Source organism: Mycoplasma elephantis ATCC 51980, from assembly GCF_000687815.1.
Taxonomy (GTDB): domain Bacteria; phylum Bacillota_I; class Bacilli_A; order Mycoplasmatales; family Metamycoplasmataceae; genus Mycoplasma_H; species Mycoplasma_H elephantis.
Genome location: NZ_JHXU01000006.1, coordinates 23,556 through 41,954 on the forward strand (window position 1 = coordinate 23,556; position 18,399 = coordinate 41,954).

Below are 18,399 nucleotides of genomic sequence, written 5' to 3' on the forward strand. Positions count from 1 at the left end.
GAATAGAGTTAGAGAAATTATCGAATGATTTTGTGGACTCAAGCGTAGTTTTTAAATTAAAAGATAAATCAAATAAGGATTATTATCCATGATATTCTGAATCAACTCCATATACAGATAAAAATCTTAAATTCATTTTTGATAATATATACAAAAAAACAAATACAACGAATATACAAGATATTAATAGATTATTTTTTAAACCAACAAACGTAGATTTAAATAAATATGATACATTACCAATTTGAACAAAAAATGATGATATTACAACAACCGGTTGAAGTTTTGTGTATCAAGGAGATTCTATTAATACTTTTAATTCTATTGATGAATTTAAAAATGTAATTACAGACAAATCAAAATGAGAATTATATTTTGGTAATACTCCATTTAACAAATATTTTGCTCCATATGAATTGTCATTAGGTATAAGTAATATTAAAAAAGATAGTGATAAGTATATATTTTCTGTGTATCTTAATTATAAAAAGAAATATATAACGTCAGACACATTCACTATTTTTGAAGATAAAATAAATCAATTTTATAATTTTAAGTCAAGGAATATTTCAAAACATTACTTGAAAATTTTTAAAAAACGCGATGAAGGAGATATAAATAAATATTATTTAAATTTCAATGGTAATGAAATTGAGTGAGACCAAGTTAAAAACAATCTTAAAGAAATACCATTATCAATAGATAAGAAAGAAAAAATAAGAATTACTAATAGTGGGTTTGATAAAGATTATGGTCAGTTTAAAATTGAATATATCCATGACACTTTGTCTACACCATATGACTATTTAATTTATTCATATGATAAAAATGATGTAAATAGCATTCTTGATAATCTTGCATTTAAATATAAGGGCAAGATAGATTTTAGTTTAAGTGAGCAAGATATTAAAAATTATATTAAAATTCATTTATTATCTTATAACAAGATTTATGATTTTAAGGACGATGCAAATATTAATCTAGCTATTACAAAAGATAATTTAGTTATTGATAAAGAAAATAAAAAAATATATATAAAGATTAATTACAAACATTCTGATAATAAAACATATTTTAGAATGTTTGATATTTCCTATTTCGAAGAAAAAAGCGATGATGATATTAAAAATGAATTAAAAAACATAGTAGATAGTTTAAATATTGATCAAGCACAATTTAATAAGACAATGTTTCCTTCAGAAATTTCTAAAGATAATATAAAAATAGAAAATGAAATTTCAATTAACAAAAATTATTTTGATACCAAAATAGAATTAACTCCAGATAATGTTATTGGTAATTTAACAATTAAATTAATAATAACTTCTAAATTGAACCCTTCTATTGAAGAACAAAAAGATTCCCCTTTTAATGGTTTTCTGACATATCAACAATATGTAGACAAGATGAATAATAATGAATCTATAGAAATATTATTAACAATAGATAGAAATAAATTACCTTCAAAAATAACTTTAGAAGAAATTAAAGAACATATAAAAGTTAAAATTAAAGAAAATAAAAACACAAAATCTCATGTAGTAAAAGATAATCAATTCACTTTATCTGTGGATGAATTAAAAGTTATTAAACAAGATAATCTAATGGGAGAAATAATTGTTTCTGGTTTGAAATTAAGGCTTTTGCATGATGGAACTTATGTTGATTCAACAGAATTAATTAAAATTAATCCTGATAAAACAATTACATTTAATGGCTTTTCAACATATGAAAATGAATTAAAAAAAGTAAATTTTGTATATGATGTAAATAAAATTAGGGATTTATTCCCTTCAGAAGTAACTAATGAAAATATAGGATTAGATATTAGCAATTATGAAAATCTAGACAAAGATAATTTTAAAGATATAAAATGAAATATTAAAAATCAAAATAATGTAGAAGGCAATATAGAAGTTAGTGTTGAATTAAATTATGAATATGAAATAGGAAATAAGATCCCCGTTACAATCCCAGTTAAAACTATCAACGGATTCCTTACATACCAACAATATGTAAATAAAATGAATAATGATGAATTTATAGAAATATCATTAACTCCAGATAACAAAAAATTACCTTCAAAAATCAGTTTAGATTATATTAAAACTCATATAAAATTTAAAATTAAAGAAAATAAAAACACAAAATCTCACGTAGTAAAAGATGATCAATTTACTTTATTAGTTGATGACATAAAAATCATAAATCCTGATAATATAAATGGCGAAATAACCATTTCAAAATTGAGATTAAAACTTTCATATGATAAAACAAGTCCTTATTTTTTCGTTTATTCAACAAATTATATTTCCGATAAATCAGTACCAGGATTTTCGACATACAAAAAACAATTAGATAATGTTAAAGTTAATATTTATGCTGATAAAGCTAAGGAATATTTCCCAAAAGAAATAACTAAAAATCACGAAATATTTATACTAGAAAATTTTGGAGATTTGGAAGAAGGGAAAATAATAAAAGATATTGTTGTAGATAGTTTTGATAATATAAAAGGTACAATTAATGTAACAATTAATCTAAAATATAATCACAATAATATTGCAAGAGATCATATTTCTTCAAAACAAGATAAAATACAATTTCCGGGTTTCCTTACATATCAACAATATGTAGATGAAATGGTTAAAAATAGCAATATAGAAATAAAATTAGATAGAGCAGACATAGATAAAATACCATCAAAAAATGATATAGCGACTCATAAAGATTTAATAGAATTAAAAGTAAAAAACAATCCAAAATCAAATATTGTTTCTAATGACAAGTTTGAATTAATTAAAGATTATATAACAGTATATAATGATGATCTTAATGGGATAATAACTATTTCTGGTTTGAAATTAAAACTTAAATATGATATTAATGGTTCTGTTGATTCGACAATTTCTATTCCTAATGAAGAATTTAATAATTTTTCAACATATAAAAAACAATTAAATAAGATAACGTTTAAAGTTGATAAAAATAAAACAAAAGATTTATTCCCTTCAGAAGTAACTAGTGAGAATATAGGGTTTGAAATTGTTGATTACAAAGATTTGGATCGCAATAAACTTAAAAAACCAGAATTAACTATTTATGATAAAAAAGACGAAGAAGGACAACTACTAATTGATGTTAAATTAAATTATGAATATGAAAATGGTAAACCTAATGTGTCTGTTACATTATACAAACAACCAATTAAAGATTTATTAACATATGAAAAATACCTACATGATTTATTAGAAAATTACAAGAGTGATTTATTAATCGAAACAAGTGAAAATAATTCATTTTGAAGTGATAAACTGCCTAAAGAATTAAAAGTTGAAGATTTAAAAATAAATGTAAAAAATCATGATAATCATAAAGAAATTAATAATAAAATACATATAAGTTCTGATCATATTGAATTTAATAAAGATAATATGAATGGTATTTTAAAAATTACAAAGTTAGGTATTAATTATGATAACAACTGAAATTTTAAATCTAATCAAAAAGATATTTCTAATGATGCAATTATTTTTGATTTTTTCGATTCATGACAAAAACAATTTAAACGTTTTGAAGTAAATGTAATGTTTGAAGATAAGGATGAGATTTACGGCAAAATAACAATTGATAATAAAGAAAAAATAAATGTTTTACCTAAAGCTTTTATTTTTGATAACCATCATAAATATTCTTATATAAACGGTAATAAAACTGATAAACCACCATATATTGATTGTAAATCAGGAATTATTTCAAAAGATGATGAACAAGGGGTTGTTGAAATTGAATTATCTTATTGACATACAGCAGATACTACTAATTTATCCAAGAGTAAAACGGTTCTATTCGAAAACTTTATAACAATAAATGATGTAAAAAAACAATTACAAAATTTAAAAAGTGATGACTTTGTTAAACTAAACGCCGTTAAACCAGACGACAAGTCTAGTCAAATCCCATCAACATTTTGTCGCGAAGAATTTACAAGAATTTATAAATTTAGTCCCGAGAAAGAAAAAGAATTGAAGCGCGCATTTATTCCATCTTCTAAATGTATTTATGCAAATGATATAGATGGTATTATAAGATATAATGTGCAAGTTAATAGATTTGGTATTGAAGAAACAATTGTAATTGAAAAACGAGAAAAAAAATGAGAAGATCATTTAAAAGATGAGTTTAAAAATTATGTAAATAGAAATATTAAAGGTACCTTTAAGGTTGAAGTAGATAATAATGTTATAAAACAAGAATATGTAGGAACGGGTAACGAACTAGATATATATAAACCAGGTGTTTTACCATCTGATTTAAATAAAAATATAAACAATAATGATTATTTTAAATATCGAATAAATAAATTTGGCTATTTCAAGAATATTAATGATTTAAATAAAAACAATAATGATAAAGAACAAGTAATGATAAGAATAGATGAACAAAATAATGTATCTAAAGAAGAAAAAAGATTTATCTGAATGGATTTAATTCTTGAACAAACCCTTCATGAGTATGATGATGTTACTGGTGATGTATTAGTTTCCTTTGTTCTTAAAAATGATGATATCAAGTTTAATGAGAGAATCGATAAAAAAACATATCAATTATGAAGTATTAAAAAAGATTTAGAATATACAAGAAATAAAGCAAAAAATATAAGTTCCTTATCTTGAAGTAAGATTGAAGATGTGAAAGAAGCTCTTGATGTTTTCGAAAAAAATGTAAATAGAATAAAAGATAATGAGTTATATAATGAGAAACATAAAGATATTTACAAAGAATATAAAGATGAATTAGAAAACCTAAAAGAAAAATGATATACAAAAGAAGATGATAGAATTAACAAGGAAATAGATAAATTAAAGAGCATAACTGAAGTAAATATAAAAAATGCTTCAATTCTAGAAAACCTTACAGATAAATTCAATGAAGATAAAACAAATATAGAAAATGAAATAAGTAAATTAAAATTAGAAAAAAACAAACAAGATGGAAACAAAATACTAAAAGATCTTGAATCAAAATACAATAAAAAATTAAAAGAAATGACAGACATATTGAATGAATCATTAAGTACTAATTTGAATTTTGTTTCACTATCATTACTTATTATTGGTTTATTAGGTATAATTGGTTCCGGTTCATGATTATATTTAATCTTTAATAAAATAAGAAAAAATAAAAAGGATTACAATGTATAACGAAAAAGATGAAGAAATATTTGAAGCAGATATTTTGGATGTAACAACAGATCAAAATATAAATGCAAATAAATCTAAAGAAATTAATGCAGATGTAAAAATTCAAGTTGTTCATAATCCTAAAAATAATTTATTAATATATTTTATAGTTTCTATTGTTTTACTTTTGATTTTTCTAGCATTAACTATATATGGTGCCGCGACACTAAAATAATAAAATAAAAAAATAAGAAGTAATTCTTATTTTTTTATGCATATTTTAATTGGCGTGATTAAACACATGGCTGCCCCAGTTAGATTCGAACTAACGCGTGTCGGTACCAAAAACCGATGCCTTACCGCTTGGCTATGGGGCAAAAAATGGTGGGGGGGGAGGGATTCGAACCCCCGAATCCGAAGAAAGTGGGTTACAGCCACCCGCATTTGGCCGCTTTGCTACCCCCCCACATTTGCTATAAAGCTTTTTAATTATAATACAAATATGTCATTTTTAATAAAAAATAATGCTTTATGCATTATTTTAATTTATTTATTTCAATATTTGACATATCAATAATTTTCTTAATATCAGATTTTTTATATATTGTAGCACCAGACGCATATGCATGACCTCCACCATTAAATTGCATTGCAATTTTATTAATTTTAGGACCATTAGATCTTAATCTAACTCGATAAGTATTTTTATCAATCTCGATAAAAAACAATCATATATAATTATCTTCTATATTAGAAAGCAAATTATTATATTTGCCTATATCTGAAGATGAAATATTAAATAAATCTTGTATTTTTTTGGTAGCTATGTAATATAGTACTTTCCCATCCTTTTTAAAATTAGAAAGTATGTGCGATTGTATTCTTAAATCTAATAATGTCTTTTTATATAATTCATTATGTATTTCGAATATATCTAAATTAGCTTGTTTTATTAATTTAGCAACACAGTTAAATGTTCTAGGCTTAACCCCTGGATATAAAAATCGTCCAGAATCTGTATTTATACCTAAATAAAGATATTTTGCTGAATTATTATTAATAAGTCATTTTGATTTAATTGCTAAGTCGGTAATTAATTCAGCAGCCGCACAAAAGCTTGAATCTATATATTCGTAATCAAATTTAATATCTGAATTTGTAGGATGATGATCAATTCTTAATCGATGTGTTATTCTATCTTCTAATAGAATCTCAACATTTTTAATTCTTTCTTTATTACCTACATCTACGACAATACCTAGTGAATTTTCATAATTTATATCAATTGAATTATTGAATTTGAAATCAAGAAAATTATAATTATTTTCGTTATCGCCAATTATGTAAACACTCTTATTACTATAATTATTTTTTATTAATTCCGCCAATCCAGATTGACTTCCTAGACAATCTCCATCTGGTCTAATATGATGAAAGATTATTATATTATCATGCTTTTCAATTATTTTTATTACTTCTTTTCAATTGCCTATTTTCATACATTCCTATTTAAATATTATATTTACAAAATATAAAATATGTAGTAAAATATTATTACTTATGCAAATGTAGTTCAATGGTAGAACATTAGCTTGCCATGCTAAATACGGGAGTTCGATTCTCCTCATTTGCTCCATATAAATGAAAATTTACCAAAAAATAAATAGTTTAACCATTTATTTTTTTTATTTAAAAATTATTCATAAATCTTATTTAATTAATTTTGAATTTTTTAATATAAAAATAACTAAAAAATTTGTTTTATTTTAAATATTGTTGGTATGGCAAATTCATTACAACGTTTTAAATAAATAGAATAATCTAAAAACTAAAAAATAGTAAAAAAACAATAGAAAAAAATTTTAAACAGACTACCCGGTTTTAACATTTTTTTATAAATAAATCTAAAAAAATTAAATCTGAAACATCCATTAAAATAATTACTTTATAAAGAATATAATGGAAAAATTTATTTTTATGTTAAAAAAATCAACAAAAGCTATTGTTTTTCATAAATTTTTAATAGCAAAATTTACAAAAATTTTATTTTTATACTTAGCTAATTTTATTCCATTATATAAATTATAAAAAGTGATTTTGTTGAATGGGAATATGAATTATATGAATTAAATAAAAATTTATACACAAAAATAAAAAAAGCGTAATAATAATTTTGCAATCGAATTTAAGATTGATTCAAACAATTATGTTTTATGGTTCTTATCATGACCCAATAAAATAGTTATTGGCTATTAATAATAACATAAAATATATGAGAAAAAAATATCAGTAAATTTGATACTTATAATCCTCTTAATTTATGATTGCAAAGATAAAATCTTTGTTTTTTATTATTTTTATTTTATAAATATACAAAATTTTATCTTTTAATAATATAAAAAAGGAGATAAAAATGTCGAGTGACAATAATAAAAATAATCAAAATGTTGATTCAGATAATAAGAAAAAAATCATAAAAATTGATGATTTATATGAAATAACAAAAAAATTATTTAAAAGAAATTATCATAATATTCAAAGAATATTGGAGAAATATTATTCATCTGTAGGTGCAATTAAATTACATACTACTTCGCCTGAAGAAGATAGTTATTATGAAACTATTAATGATAGATTCACAAATATGCTAAAACCATATTGAAATAATGCTTGAAAAGAAATTATCAAATTCAATCATTTTGTTGAATTATGAGGTTGTTATGATGATAATGGTAATGATGTGTTTAGAGAGCTTGAAAATTCGCAAATAGAAAATTTGTTCGAAGATGCTGAGGTTTGATGCGATGATTATAATTCATCTAAACCTGATATATCAAATAAAAAAAATAATCCAATTAATATAGATTGTAATTATGATGATGACACTAAGAATGAATCATCCTTAAAAGAAAAAGAAAATATTAATAATGAAAACACTGTTAATAAAATAAACAAAAAAGAATTATCGGATAATGAACAAAAAAATGATTTTTATTATGAAAAAAATAAATATCCAAAACATATATTAGATAATAACTATAATTTATCAAAAAAACAATCTTCAAAAATGTTTTCTCCCGGAAGATCTTGAGGAGATGAAGGACGAGATGAGCAAATTGAAAATATAATAAGGGAATTACCGTGAAAAATTGTTAGTTTAGAATCAAATGATTTAAATAAAGCTAAAAAAATAATTAATGATAATGTATATGGAATGCAAGATGTTAAAAATAAAATTTTTAATTACATAAATTCCTCATTATATATATCCAAACATAAAGAAAATAATTTTGTTCCCATAACTAAAGATTTATTACTTGATCATTCTTTATTTAATTATGTTAATGAATCTAAAGTTATTCAAACTAATAAACCGATTTTACTATATGGCGAACCTGGTGTTGGAAAAACACATATAGCAAAATTTTTTGCGGAAGCATTAAATAGAAAATTTGGAAAAATTTCAATTAACGGAATGAACCAAGCATTTTCATTAAAAGGCAATAAAAAGGAATGGTCTCTTGCGGATTGCGGAGATATTATTAAAACGATTAAAAAACTAAAAGTATCTAATCCCGTAATTTTGCTCGTCGAAGTCGATAAGGCTGGTTCTAGTGATAGTTATGGGAATTTGCAAGATGCATTGTTAGATATTTTAGACCCTGAACAAAATAATTCGTTTGTTGATGAATTTTTGGAAGAAAAATATGATTTATCTAGAGTACAATTCATTTTAACGGCAAATAATATATCAAAATTAAGTAAACCACTTATTGATAGATGCACTAAAATAGAAATAAAACCATATTCATTAGAAGAAAAAATACAAATAGCAAAAAACTTTATAATCCCAGACATAATAAAATCTCAATACCTAACTGAAAAATTATTTTCTTTTAACAAGAAATTATTAAAATATATAATTGAAAATTATTGCAATAGTGCGGGCCTTAGAGAGTTAAAATCTTATTTAATAACATTATGCGCTCATGTTCAAGAAAAATGTAATAATGAAGAAATAACAGAATACGTTTTTAATAAAAAAATTATAAAAAAGATTTTGGGAGAGCCTAATTATTTAGCGGCCTCAAAAATAAAAAATAATAAAGGTTATACACCAGGAATTATTAATGGTTTATATGCAACAACAAGTGGGACTGGAGGTGTTACTGAAATTGAAATTTGTAAGTTAAAAAGTAATAAAAATAATACTGATTTCTTAGGTAATTTTGATCAAAGTACAAGAGATTCTTTTAATATAGCTCATGCTTATGTATGAGAAAATATAAAACAATTAAATTTGGGTGATTTTAACTTTGATGATTATTGTTTTAAACTTAGTATGCCATTTTCTTCTTTACCGCGTTCAGGAACTAGTGCGGGTATGGCGTTTGCTATTGGTCTTATTTCAATAATTAAAAATATACCAATATCAAACAAGATAGCTATGACAGGAGAAATTACTGCAAAAGGAAATATTTTACCAGTAGGTGGTTTAGAGCATAAAATTCAAGGAGCTTTGGAATACGGTATTCAAAAAATGTTCGTACCAAGCGAAAACAAAAAAGATGCAGAAAAAATTATTGGTCTTTGAAAAAATAAAATTCAACTTATATTTGTAAATGAATTTAGTCAAGTTTATGAAGAAATTTTCAATTCTAAGGTTAAAATTGGGATAAAATAATGTGAGAAATTATAGAATGATTATTTAATATAATACGAGCAATTTTTTTATTTTATTGAAAAGTCCTTAAAACAATACTAATTTTTCTTTTTCCTATTGCGGCGCCATTTCTATTAATTCTTCTACTTTGTTCTTGTTAACTCATAAAACGAAAAAATAAATGGGTTTCCATTTATTTTTTTTCTTAATATTTTAAAATATTATTTCATGTTAGTGGAAAGTTTGTTGGTGTCTTATTTTTTTTATTATATGAAACTATTTTTAAATCTTTTAATGTGTCACACATATTTATAATTTTGAGATCTAAATTTAATTGTTCCACAACTTTCTTGGCTTCGCCGATTTCTAATTGAATATTTTTGCCTTTGATAAAGCCAAATAAAGCATTATTTGTTCCTAAATGATATGTACTCAAGATTAAGTTTTTTAATGAAGTTACAGCTCTAGCTGTAATTACACTAAAAATATGTTTGCTCTTAAAATTTTCTGCTCTAAAAGGAAATACTTCAATATTTAAATCCAATTCTTTAGCAATAATTTTTAAGAAATTAACTCTTTTTAACATTGGTTCTAAAATTGTTAATTTTAAATTAGAGTTACAAATTAAAAAAGGTATACACGGGAATCCGGCCCCGCTACCAACATCAACTCAATTATCATTATTATTAATTTTAAGTTTTTCTAAAAATTTAATAGATTCATATATTACGTCTTTTCAAAGTATATCTTTTTCAAATCCGGTTAAATTCATTGTTAAGTTATATTTTTCTATTAATGAAACGTATTTTTTAAGCTTTAGAAAATAATTTGGGTAATTATTTTCTACAAGCTTTTCAAAGTTTACCAATTTCTTCCCTTAGGTTAGCATACACCTTACTTACACTACTATTTGTAGAATTTGCCTTTATAACATCAGATATAAATTGATCTAAGCTAACAATTTCAAGTTTTTTGAATTTATTTTTTAATTCTTCTTTATCTAATGAATCTGTTATTATAACTTTATCTACATAATCTGCATCCTCAAAAATTTCAAAACCTCTTGAGAAAATACCGTGAGTAGCGGCGATAATTACCTTTTTTGCACCACTTTCTTTTACAAGTTTTGCAGCTTTTAAAATTGTGCCACCTGTATCTATAATATCATCAATAATAACGACAGTATTTTTATTAATTGCACCAATCAAACCCATTGTTTCTGTTTTGTTTGGGCCTGTGCGACGTTTATCAATAATAGATATTTCTATATTATGTGATAATTGATCGGCTAAAAGTCTTGCCCTAACTGTGCCACCATGATCAGGAGAAACAACACAAACATCATGATCTTCTTCTAAAATTTTTTTTGCAAGAACAAATTGTGCCCTTAAATCATCAACAGGTATGTCGAAGAACCCTTGAATTGATGGGTTATGTAAGTCAATTGTTATTATTTTGGTTGCTCCTGCTACTTCTAATAAATTAGCAACAAGTTTTGCCCCAATTGGTTGACGACCAGAATCTTTTCTATCTTGCCTTGCATATCCATAGTATGTTAAAACAATATTTATTGATTTTGCACTTGCTCTTTTTAATGAATCAATAAAAATTAATAATTCCATCATGTTATTATTTACTGGTGTTCCAGTATTTGCAATAACAAATACATCTCTATTTCTAACCGTATCTTCTGAACCTAGCATGGTTTCACCATCGGCAAACACTACTTTATTAATTTTAGATTGTGTTATTCCTAATTTTTTTGATATTTTTATACCCAACTTTTCTGAATTATCTAAACAGAAAAGCATAATATTGTTTTTCATTTAACCCCCAAACCTTTATATTTTAATTATAGTAAATTAAATATTAATATTTATATAATATTATTAATAATTAATATACTAAATAAGGGGTTTTATGATTGTATCAGATTCTAATAATATATATAATGTAACAATTTATGGCGATGAACTTAATGAGTTAATATTAAGTCTTGAATCAGAATTTTCTAATAAGTGGAATACTACCGAATCAAATAAAACGCGCTGATATTTATATGAAAAATATGCAAATGATATGGCAAAAAAGGTTCGTCAAGAAAAAGAAGGAATTGCCATTGTTCAATTTTTGGATACATCTTTTAACTATAAATATAAAAATAATTCAATTGAACTTTCAATAGAGTATGGTGAATATAAGCTCTCAGAAAAAAGTTTAATAATTAGATTAAAAAACAATTTAATTAAACTACCTACAATTAATGAAAATATTGTTGATAATGTTTTAGAAAATATGGAATATGAAAAAGCAGAATACATTGAAATTCAAGATAAAATTACTGAAAAACATGCAATTTTAGCGGATATTAGTATTTTCAAAAACAATGAAATAATGGAAGAATTATCAATGCAAAATAAGCGACTTGTTTTATCAAAAATTGATGATGAATTTGGTCTTTTAAATAATATTTTAGGCATGGTTGAAGGTGAGGAGAAAACATTTGATTTAAAACCTAAAAATGAAATGTTTAAAAAAATTGAATTAAAGTGCAAAATAAAAATTCATAAAATATATGAAATAAAAAAACACTTAATAAGTGATGATGATATAAAAAATATGAAAATAAAGGATGTCACAAATTTAAGAGAACTAAAATCATTTATATTACTACAAAAAAAATTAGAAGTTATGGAAAAATTTATGACATCTTATCTTAAAAAAATAAGTCCTGAAATAATTGAAACATCAAAAATTGATGTGCCATTAAATTTTATTAATGCATTTTATTTTGCTAATATGTTTAAGGAACAAAATCAAATAAAATTAGAATTTGGATGTTTTGAAAAATATCTTGAAGTTTCAAAAATAACAGAAGAAAACTTTAAAAAAAGAATATGAGAAAAAAGTACGTTTGATGCATTTTATGAAATTTTGAAATTTGAAGTTCATAACAAATATATTTTTAAAAGAGATAAAAAATTATTTAGCAATTTTGAAGATATTGTTCTAAAATCCCATAATAAAGTTGATTACGATATACGTGATGATATTTCTTATAAAGACAAAATTGAGAACTCATTTTTAATTTTAGAAACATTTTTATGCATTATTTCTTTGGTAAACAATGATTTTTTTAAAAAATATTTTCAAGACAAAAAGTTTCCTTATATATAATTAATATGTTAAAAATCTAGTTATAGTTAGGAGTAAAAAATGGCTAATTTATACAGCAAAAACCCAGAAGAAAAAGAAAATAAAATTGTGGTTGACACAGAAAGCAAGCAAGCTACTACAAGTGGTGTTGGTATGTTTTTCTGATATATATCATTTTTATTAATAATACCTATTATTATTCATGTAAAAATGAAGAATGATTTAATGCGTAAGCAAACAAAAATTAATGAATTAAGTGGTCAAATTGATACGCAATTAGTTAGAAGAAGGGATGTTTTGGTTAAATTGTTTGAAGCAACCAAAGGTTATGTAAAACATGAACAACAAACACTCGAACAAGTTACAAAAATGCGTAATTTTCCAATAATAAATGATCGTGAAAAAGCAACTGAATTAGAAAATTCTGTATTTGGTCGCTTATTTGCAGTTAGTGAAAATTATCCAGATTTAAAAGCTGATAAACATTTTGCTATGTTAATGGACGAAATAACAAACAGCGAAAATCAAATAGCGGCAGTGAGAAGATTCTATAATGCCGAAGTTAATAATTTTAACCAATCATTATTTACATGACCTTCAAATGTTATTGCAAGTTCAATGGGTCTTTCAACAATAAGTGTTTTTGCAGCAACAGCAGAACAAAAAAGAGATGTTGAAATTAAATTTTAATATAATAAAAAAAATCAACCATTAGGTTGATTTTTTTATTCAATTATTTCAGCATCAATAGTTTCTGAATCATTTTCTTTATCTACAATAGGCGATTCTTCATGAGAAGCAGCTTCTTTTATGCTATTAATCATTTTTTCGATTGCTTCTATTTTATTTTTTAATTTATCAAAATCTTTTTTATCAATTAATTTTTTAATTTCATTAATTTCATCTTCTGTTGATTTCTTTTCTTTTTCATTGATTTTTTCTTTATTTTCTTCTAATGCTTTTTCTAGTTGATTTACCAATGATTCAGCTTTATTAATAATCTCAACTTCCTCTTTACGTTTGGCATCAGCCTCTTTGTTCTTTTCGGCTTCTTTAATCATTTTTTGAATTTCATCGTCAGAAAGTTTTGAAGCGTTCTTGATTGTTATTTTCTTTTCTTTATTTGTTTTCTTGTCTTTTGCAGTAACGGTAGTAATACCATTAGCATCAATAGAGAATGAAACTTCAATTTGAGGAACACCACGAGGAGCTAATTCAATCCCTTCAAGGTTGAATTCACCCAACATTTTGTTATCTTGCGCCATTTGTCTTTCACCTTGAAATACACGGATTGTTACAGCACTTTGATTATCTGTTGATGTTGAGAAAATTTGTGATTTTGAAATAGGGATTGTTGTATTTCTTGCTATTAATGGTGTTAAAATGCCACCTTGTGTTTCAATACCTAATGTTAGAGGTGTAACATCTAATAAAAGAACATCATCAATTTCACCAGCTAATACAGCACCTTGAATTGCGGCACCGATAGAAACAACTTCATCAGGGTTAACTGTTCTATTAGGTTCTTTTCCTAAAGCTGTTTTAATTAATTCTTGAACAGCGGGCATTCTTGTCGAACCACCAACTAATAAAATATGATCAATATCTTTCTTTGTTAATTTAGCTTCTTTTAATGCATCTTGAATAGGTTTTTTGGTTCTTTCAAGAAGATCGTGTGTCATTTTTTCAAATTCTGCTCTTTTTAGTTCTAGTTCCACATTCAATGGGCCATTTTTAGTGATTGCTAAGAAAGGAAGAGAAATTGAAGCTGTTAATTGGTTAGATAAGTCAATTTTTGCTTTTTCTGCTGATTCTTTAAGACGAGCCATAGCCATTTTGTCTTTTGAAACATCGAATCCATCATGTTTATCTTTGATTTCATTAACCATTCATTCAACAACCTTGTTATCTCAGTCATCTCCACCAAGTCTATTATCTCCAGATGTTGATAAAACTTCAAATGTTCCACCATCTAGTTCAAGACATGAAACGTCAAATGTTCCACCACCTAAGTCAAATACTAAAAGTTTTAAACTTTTTTGTTGCTTACTATTTTTTTTGTTATTATCCAATCCGAAAGCCAAAGCAGCTGCTGTTGGTTCGTTAATAATTCTTAAAACATCAAGTCCTGCAATTTTACCAGCTATTTTTGTAGCTTCACGTTCTGCGTTATCGAAATAAGCAGGAACAGTAATAACTGCCTTTGTTATTTTTTGACCTGTTTTCTTTTCTGCATATTCTTTCATGTAAGAAAGAATCATTGCCGAAATTTCTTCAGGTTTATATGTTTTGCCATTTGCCTTAACAGTTTTACCTGTTCCCATTAATCTTTTAATTGAGGCAATTGTGTTTGGGTTTGTTTCAAGTTGTCTTTTTGCAACTTCACCAACAATAATTTCATCATTTTTAAATGCTACTACAGATGGTGTTGTTCTTTTTCCGTTTGGATTTTCTAAAACTTTTGGATTTTTATTTTCTACTATTGAAACAACTGAGTTAGTTGTTCCAAGGTCAATTCCAAGTACTAATTCTTTTGCCATTTTATCTCCTTTTTTATTAACATGTTTATTATAACACAATTTAGCACTCATGTTAATTAATTGCTAAAAAATATATTTTTATAAAAAAACACACATAGTGTGTTCTTATTTTATTTCTTTTTTGAAATAGCAACTTTAGCAGGAATAATAACTCTATCATGTAACATATAACCTGGAGTAATAACTTTTGTTATTTTATTTTCATTTTTACCTTGTTCTATTTCGACAACCATTGATGTTTCTGGATCAAAATCATCACCAACTTTAACATCTATTTCTTTAACTCCGCCATGTTTAAAACCATCAATCATTTGGTTTTTAACCATATCAAAACCTTTAGCGAAGTTTTTAACTACACCATTTTCATGATTTAAACCAGATTGCAATGCGAGGTTAAAGTTAATGAATAATGGTAGCATTTTTTCAAAAAACGATTGATTTCCAAATTTTTTGACATTTGCCATTTCAGATGATAAAAGCTCTTCTTGAGTTTGACGAATTTTTCTAAATTCTTCATCGTTTTTATCTTGTAATTCTCTTGCTTTTTCAACAATTTGTTGATCTTTTTGTATTAATTGTTGATTAAGTTCTTGTATTTGCATATTTAAGGCATTAATTGTAGCCTCAGAATTTGCGTTTGCTCCTTGATTAACTGGATTTTGAATAGATGAATTCAACTGCACTTGTAAGTCAGCGACTTGCTTTTTAGTATTATTTATTTCATTTCTATAAGATTCATTTTGTGTTTCAAAAATAGAGTTTGATTTAAATAATTCTTCATTTTTTTCTTGTAATTCTTTAATAAGTTCATTATTTTCGGTTGCTTTTGCTTTAAGATTTTGGAATTGTTTTTCCATATCAGTATTTACAAAATCATTTGGAGTATCATTATTTTCTTGATTAGGTTGTATTGTTTGAGATTTATAACTATTTAATTCATCAAGTGTTTCATTTAGTTCATCTCTAACAACATTCATATCTGATTTTAATTGAAGCTTATCTTTTACAAGTTCCGTGTTTTCTGCCTTTATTTTATTTATAAGGACTATATTATCTTCTATTTGATTGTTTAAGTTTTGGAAATTAAGTTTTATATTTGTATTTTCAATATTTAATTTATCATTTATATCGCTCAAATTTTCAATTTTCTTTTCTAAATCATTTTTGATAACGTTATTTAAATTATTTATCTCGGCTTCATATTTACTTATATCAATTTTCAAATTAGTATTTTCTTGACTTAAATTTAAATTAACATTTCGTTCTTCTATTAATTGTTTTTTTGATAGCGTTAATTCATTATCTAATTTAACTTGTACTTGTAGTGCTTCATTTATTTTATTATTTAGATCATTGGTTTGTTTTTCAAGTTGATTTTTAGATGATGTTTTTAAATTTTCGAATTGGATAGTTAATTCTTCATTTAATTTTTCTAATGATTGTTTTTCTATATTAATATCACTAATTTCTTCATTTAGTGATTCTAATTTTGATTCATTTTCTTCTAATTTATATTCTAATTTAGCAATTTGTTCTTTGTGTAAATTAATTTGATTATTTGCATCATCAATATCTTTTTTATATTTTTTATTTAATATATCAATTTTATTTTTACTATTAATAGTTAATTCATTATTTTGTTTTGTTAAATTATCTAAGTTATTTTTTGTGTTTCTTAATTCATTTTCTAATTTGATGTTTACAGATTTTAATTCATTATTTTCATTTTCGGATATTTCATATTCGCGTCTTAAATTACTGTCATTTTTCCTTAAAATTTGAACATCTATAAGTAAATCTTTAATACGTGATTTTAATTGCTTTTCATTATTATTCCCGCTAAATTCTTTTTCAATATTCATCGAGGTTTGTCTAGCATCTTTAAGTGTTTTATTTTCAGATGAAACAATATTAAAATCTGTTTGAGTCTTTCTTAAGTCTTTAACAAGTTGTGTGTTATCAACTTTTACTTTTTCTAATTCATGTTCTGTTGCTGTATTTTTTACCTTAATTAAATTTAAATCAGATGTCAAGGTTTTAACTTTATTTATTAATTCTGTATTTTTAGATTCTATTTCTTCAATTTTTCTTTTAGATTCCAACTCCTGTACATTAAATTTTACTTTTTCAACACTTAATGCACCTGCTATTTTCTTTTCTTTTAAGTATTTTTCTTGAGTTTCTTGGGCAATTTTTTTATATTTATCACCGTCTTGTTGTAGTTTTGAAATAGATTTTTCTAATGAGATTTGATTATTTTTTAATGATAAAATTTCTTTTTTAGAATTTTCGGTTAACTCTAAAATTCTTTTTTCATATTCATTTTTTTGAGCAACTTCTTTGTTTATTAAACTCTCTTTTTCTTTTTCAAGTTTAGAAATAATATTATTTGTTTTATTTGCTATTACTTCACGTTCATTATTTAGTTCTTTAGATATTTTTTGGTTGCTTTTTTCTAAGTTTTGTATATCTTTTTTAAGGCTTGCTAACTCTTTTTTATTATTATCTGTTAATGTTTTTATTTCTTTTTCATGAACTTTAGAAAGTTCTTTATTCTTTGTGCTTAAATCATTATTATTTGTTTCTAATTCAAATATTTTTTTATTTGTTTTATCAATAATTTCTTGTTTTTCAGTTGCTCATTGAGTATTTATTGTTTGATTTTGTTTAATTAAATCAGAATTTTCTTTTCTTAAGGTGTCAATTTCTCTCTTGAATATTAGTTTTGTTTCTTTGCTTTGCTTTTCAAAATTTTTTTGATTTTCTTTTTCTTTTTTAATTAATTCACTATTTTCTGTTTTAAATTTAGAAATTAACTCGCTCGAATTTTCGAGAGAATCTTTTGTTTTTTCAAACT

The 18,399-nt window shown here is 24.2% G+C and carries 10 protein-coding genes and 3 tRNA genes; 6 read left to right on the forward strand and 7 right to left on the reverse strand.

The genetic code is table 4. From position 1 onward, the window contains the following. Positions 1-32 precede the first annotated feature (32 nt). Both T380_RS0101915 and T380_RS0101920 read left to right on the forward strand, forming a co-directional pair. Entirely contained in the window at positions 33-5,204 is a 5,172-nt protein-coding gene (locus tag T380_RS0101915) for a lipoprotein 17-related variable surface protein (protein WP_027334244.1), read from the forward strand. Beyond that, positions 5,197-5,418: a hypothetical protein gene (locus T380_RS0101920; RefSeq protein WP_027334245.1), complete on the forward strand. Its 222-nt coding sequence runs from the start codon at positions 5,197-5,199 to the stop codon at positions 5,416-5,418. The genes T380_RS0101915 and T380_RS0101920 overlap by 8 nt, the downstream gene beginning before the upstream one ends. A gap of 67 nt (positions 5,419-5,485) precedes the next feature. Here the strand turns inward: T380_RS0101920 and T380_RS0101925 are convergent. From T380_RS0101925 to nrnA, 3 genes are all read right to left on the reverse strand, one after another. Beyond that, positions 5,486-5,560 (reverse strand) — tRNA-Gln (locus T380_RS0101925). 5 nt (positions 5,561-5,565) lie between these two features. Beyond that, a tRNA-Tyr gene (locus T380_RS0101930) sits at positions 5,566-5,649 on the reverse strand. A 70-nt stretch (positions 5,650-5,719) separates the two neighbouring features. Beyond that, complete coding sequence (gene nrnA, locus T380_RS0101935) at positions 5,720-6,682, reverse strand: bifunctional oligoribonuclease/PAP phosphatase NrnA (protein WP_027334246.1); 963 nt, start codon at positions 6,680-6,682, stop codon at positions 5,720-5,722. A 63-nt stretch (positions 6,683-6,745) separates the two neighbouring features. Between nrnA and T380_RS0101940 the strand changes: the two genes are divergently transcribed. Then, a tRNA-Gly gene (locus T380_RS0101940) sits at positions 6,746-6,819 on the forward strand. A gap of 777 nt (positions 6,820-7,596) precedes the next feature. Further along, positions 7,597-9,867: a S16 family serine protease gene (locus tag T380_RS0101955; RefSeq protein ID WP_027334247.1), complete on the forward strand. Its 2,271-nt coding sequence runs from the start codon at positions 7,597-7,599 to the stop codon at positions 9,865-9,867. 184 nt (positions 9,868-10,051) lie between these two features. Here the strand turns inward: T380_RS0101955 and rsmG are convergent, their stop codons facing one another. Further along, the gene (gene rsmG / locus T380_RS03900) at positions 10,052-10,714 is read right to left on the reverse strand and encodes a 16S rRNA (guanine(527)-N(7))-methyltransferase RsmG (protein WP_036436858.1); all 663 of its coding nucleotides are present in this window, start codon (positions 10,712-10,714) and stop codon (positions 10,052-10,054) included. Next, positions 10,683-11,672 (reverse strand): ribose-phosphate pyrophosphokinase, encoded by a 990-nt coding sequence (locus T380_RS0101965; protein WP_027334248.1) that lies wholly within the window; start codon positions 11,670-11,672, stop codon positions 10,683-10,685. The genes rsmG and T380_RS0101965 overlap by 32 nt, the downstream gene beginning before the upstream one ends. A gap of 94 nt (positions 11,673-11,766) precedes the next feature. On the opposite strand from T380_RS0101965, the gene T380_RS0101970 reads away from it, so the two are divergent. Both T380_RS0101970 and T380_RS0101975 read left to right on the forward strand, forming a co-directional pair. Beyond that, a complete protein-coding gene (locus tag T380_RS0101970) occupies positions 11,767-13,023 on the forward strand; it encodes a trigger factor (RefSeq protein WP_027334249.1) in 1,257 nt (418 codons plus the stop codon). 39 nt (positions 13,024-13,062) lie between these two features. Beyond that, positions 13,063-13,692: a LemA family protein gene (locus T380_RS0101975; protein ID WP_027334250.1), complete on the forward strand. Its 630-nt coding sequence runs from the start codon at positions 13,063-13,065 to the stop codon at positions 13,690-13,692. Positions 13,693-13,727: 35 nt separating this feature from the next. Here the strand turns inward: T380_RS0101975 and dnaK are convergent, their stop codons facing one another. Both dnaK and grpE read right to left on the reverse strand, forming a co-directional pair. Then, positions 13,728-15,542: a molecular chaperone DnaK gene (gene dnaK, locus T380_RS0101980; RefSeq protein ID WP_027334251.1), complete on the reverse strand. Its 1,815-nt coding sequence runs from the start codon at positions 15,540-15,542 to the stop codon at positions 13,728-13,730. A 110-nt stretch (positions 15,543-15,652) separates the two neighbouring features. Next, positions 15,653-18,399, reverse strand: a 2,747-nt coding sequence (gene grpE, locus T380_RS0101985; RefSeq protein WP_027334252.1) for a nucleotide exchange factor GrpE, incomplete at its 5' end; no start/stop codon positions are given.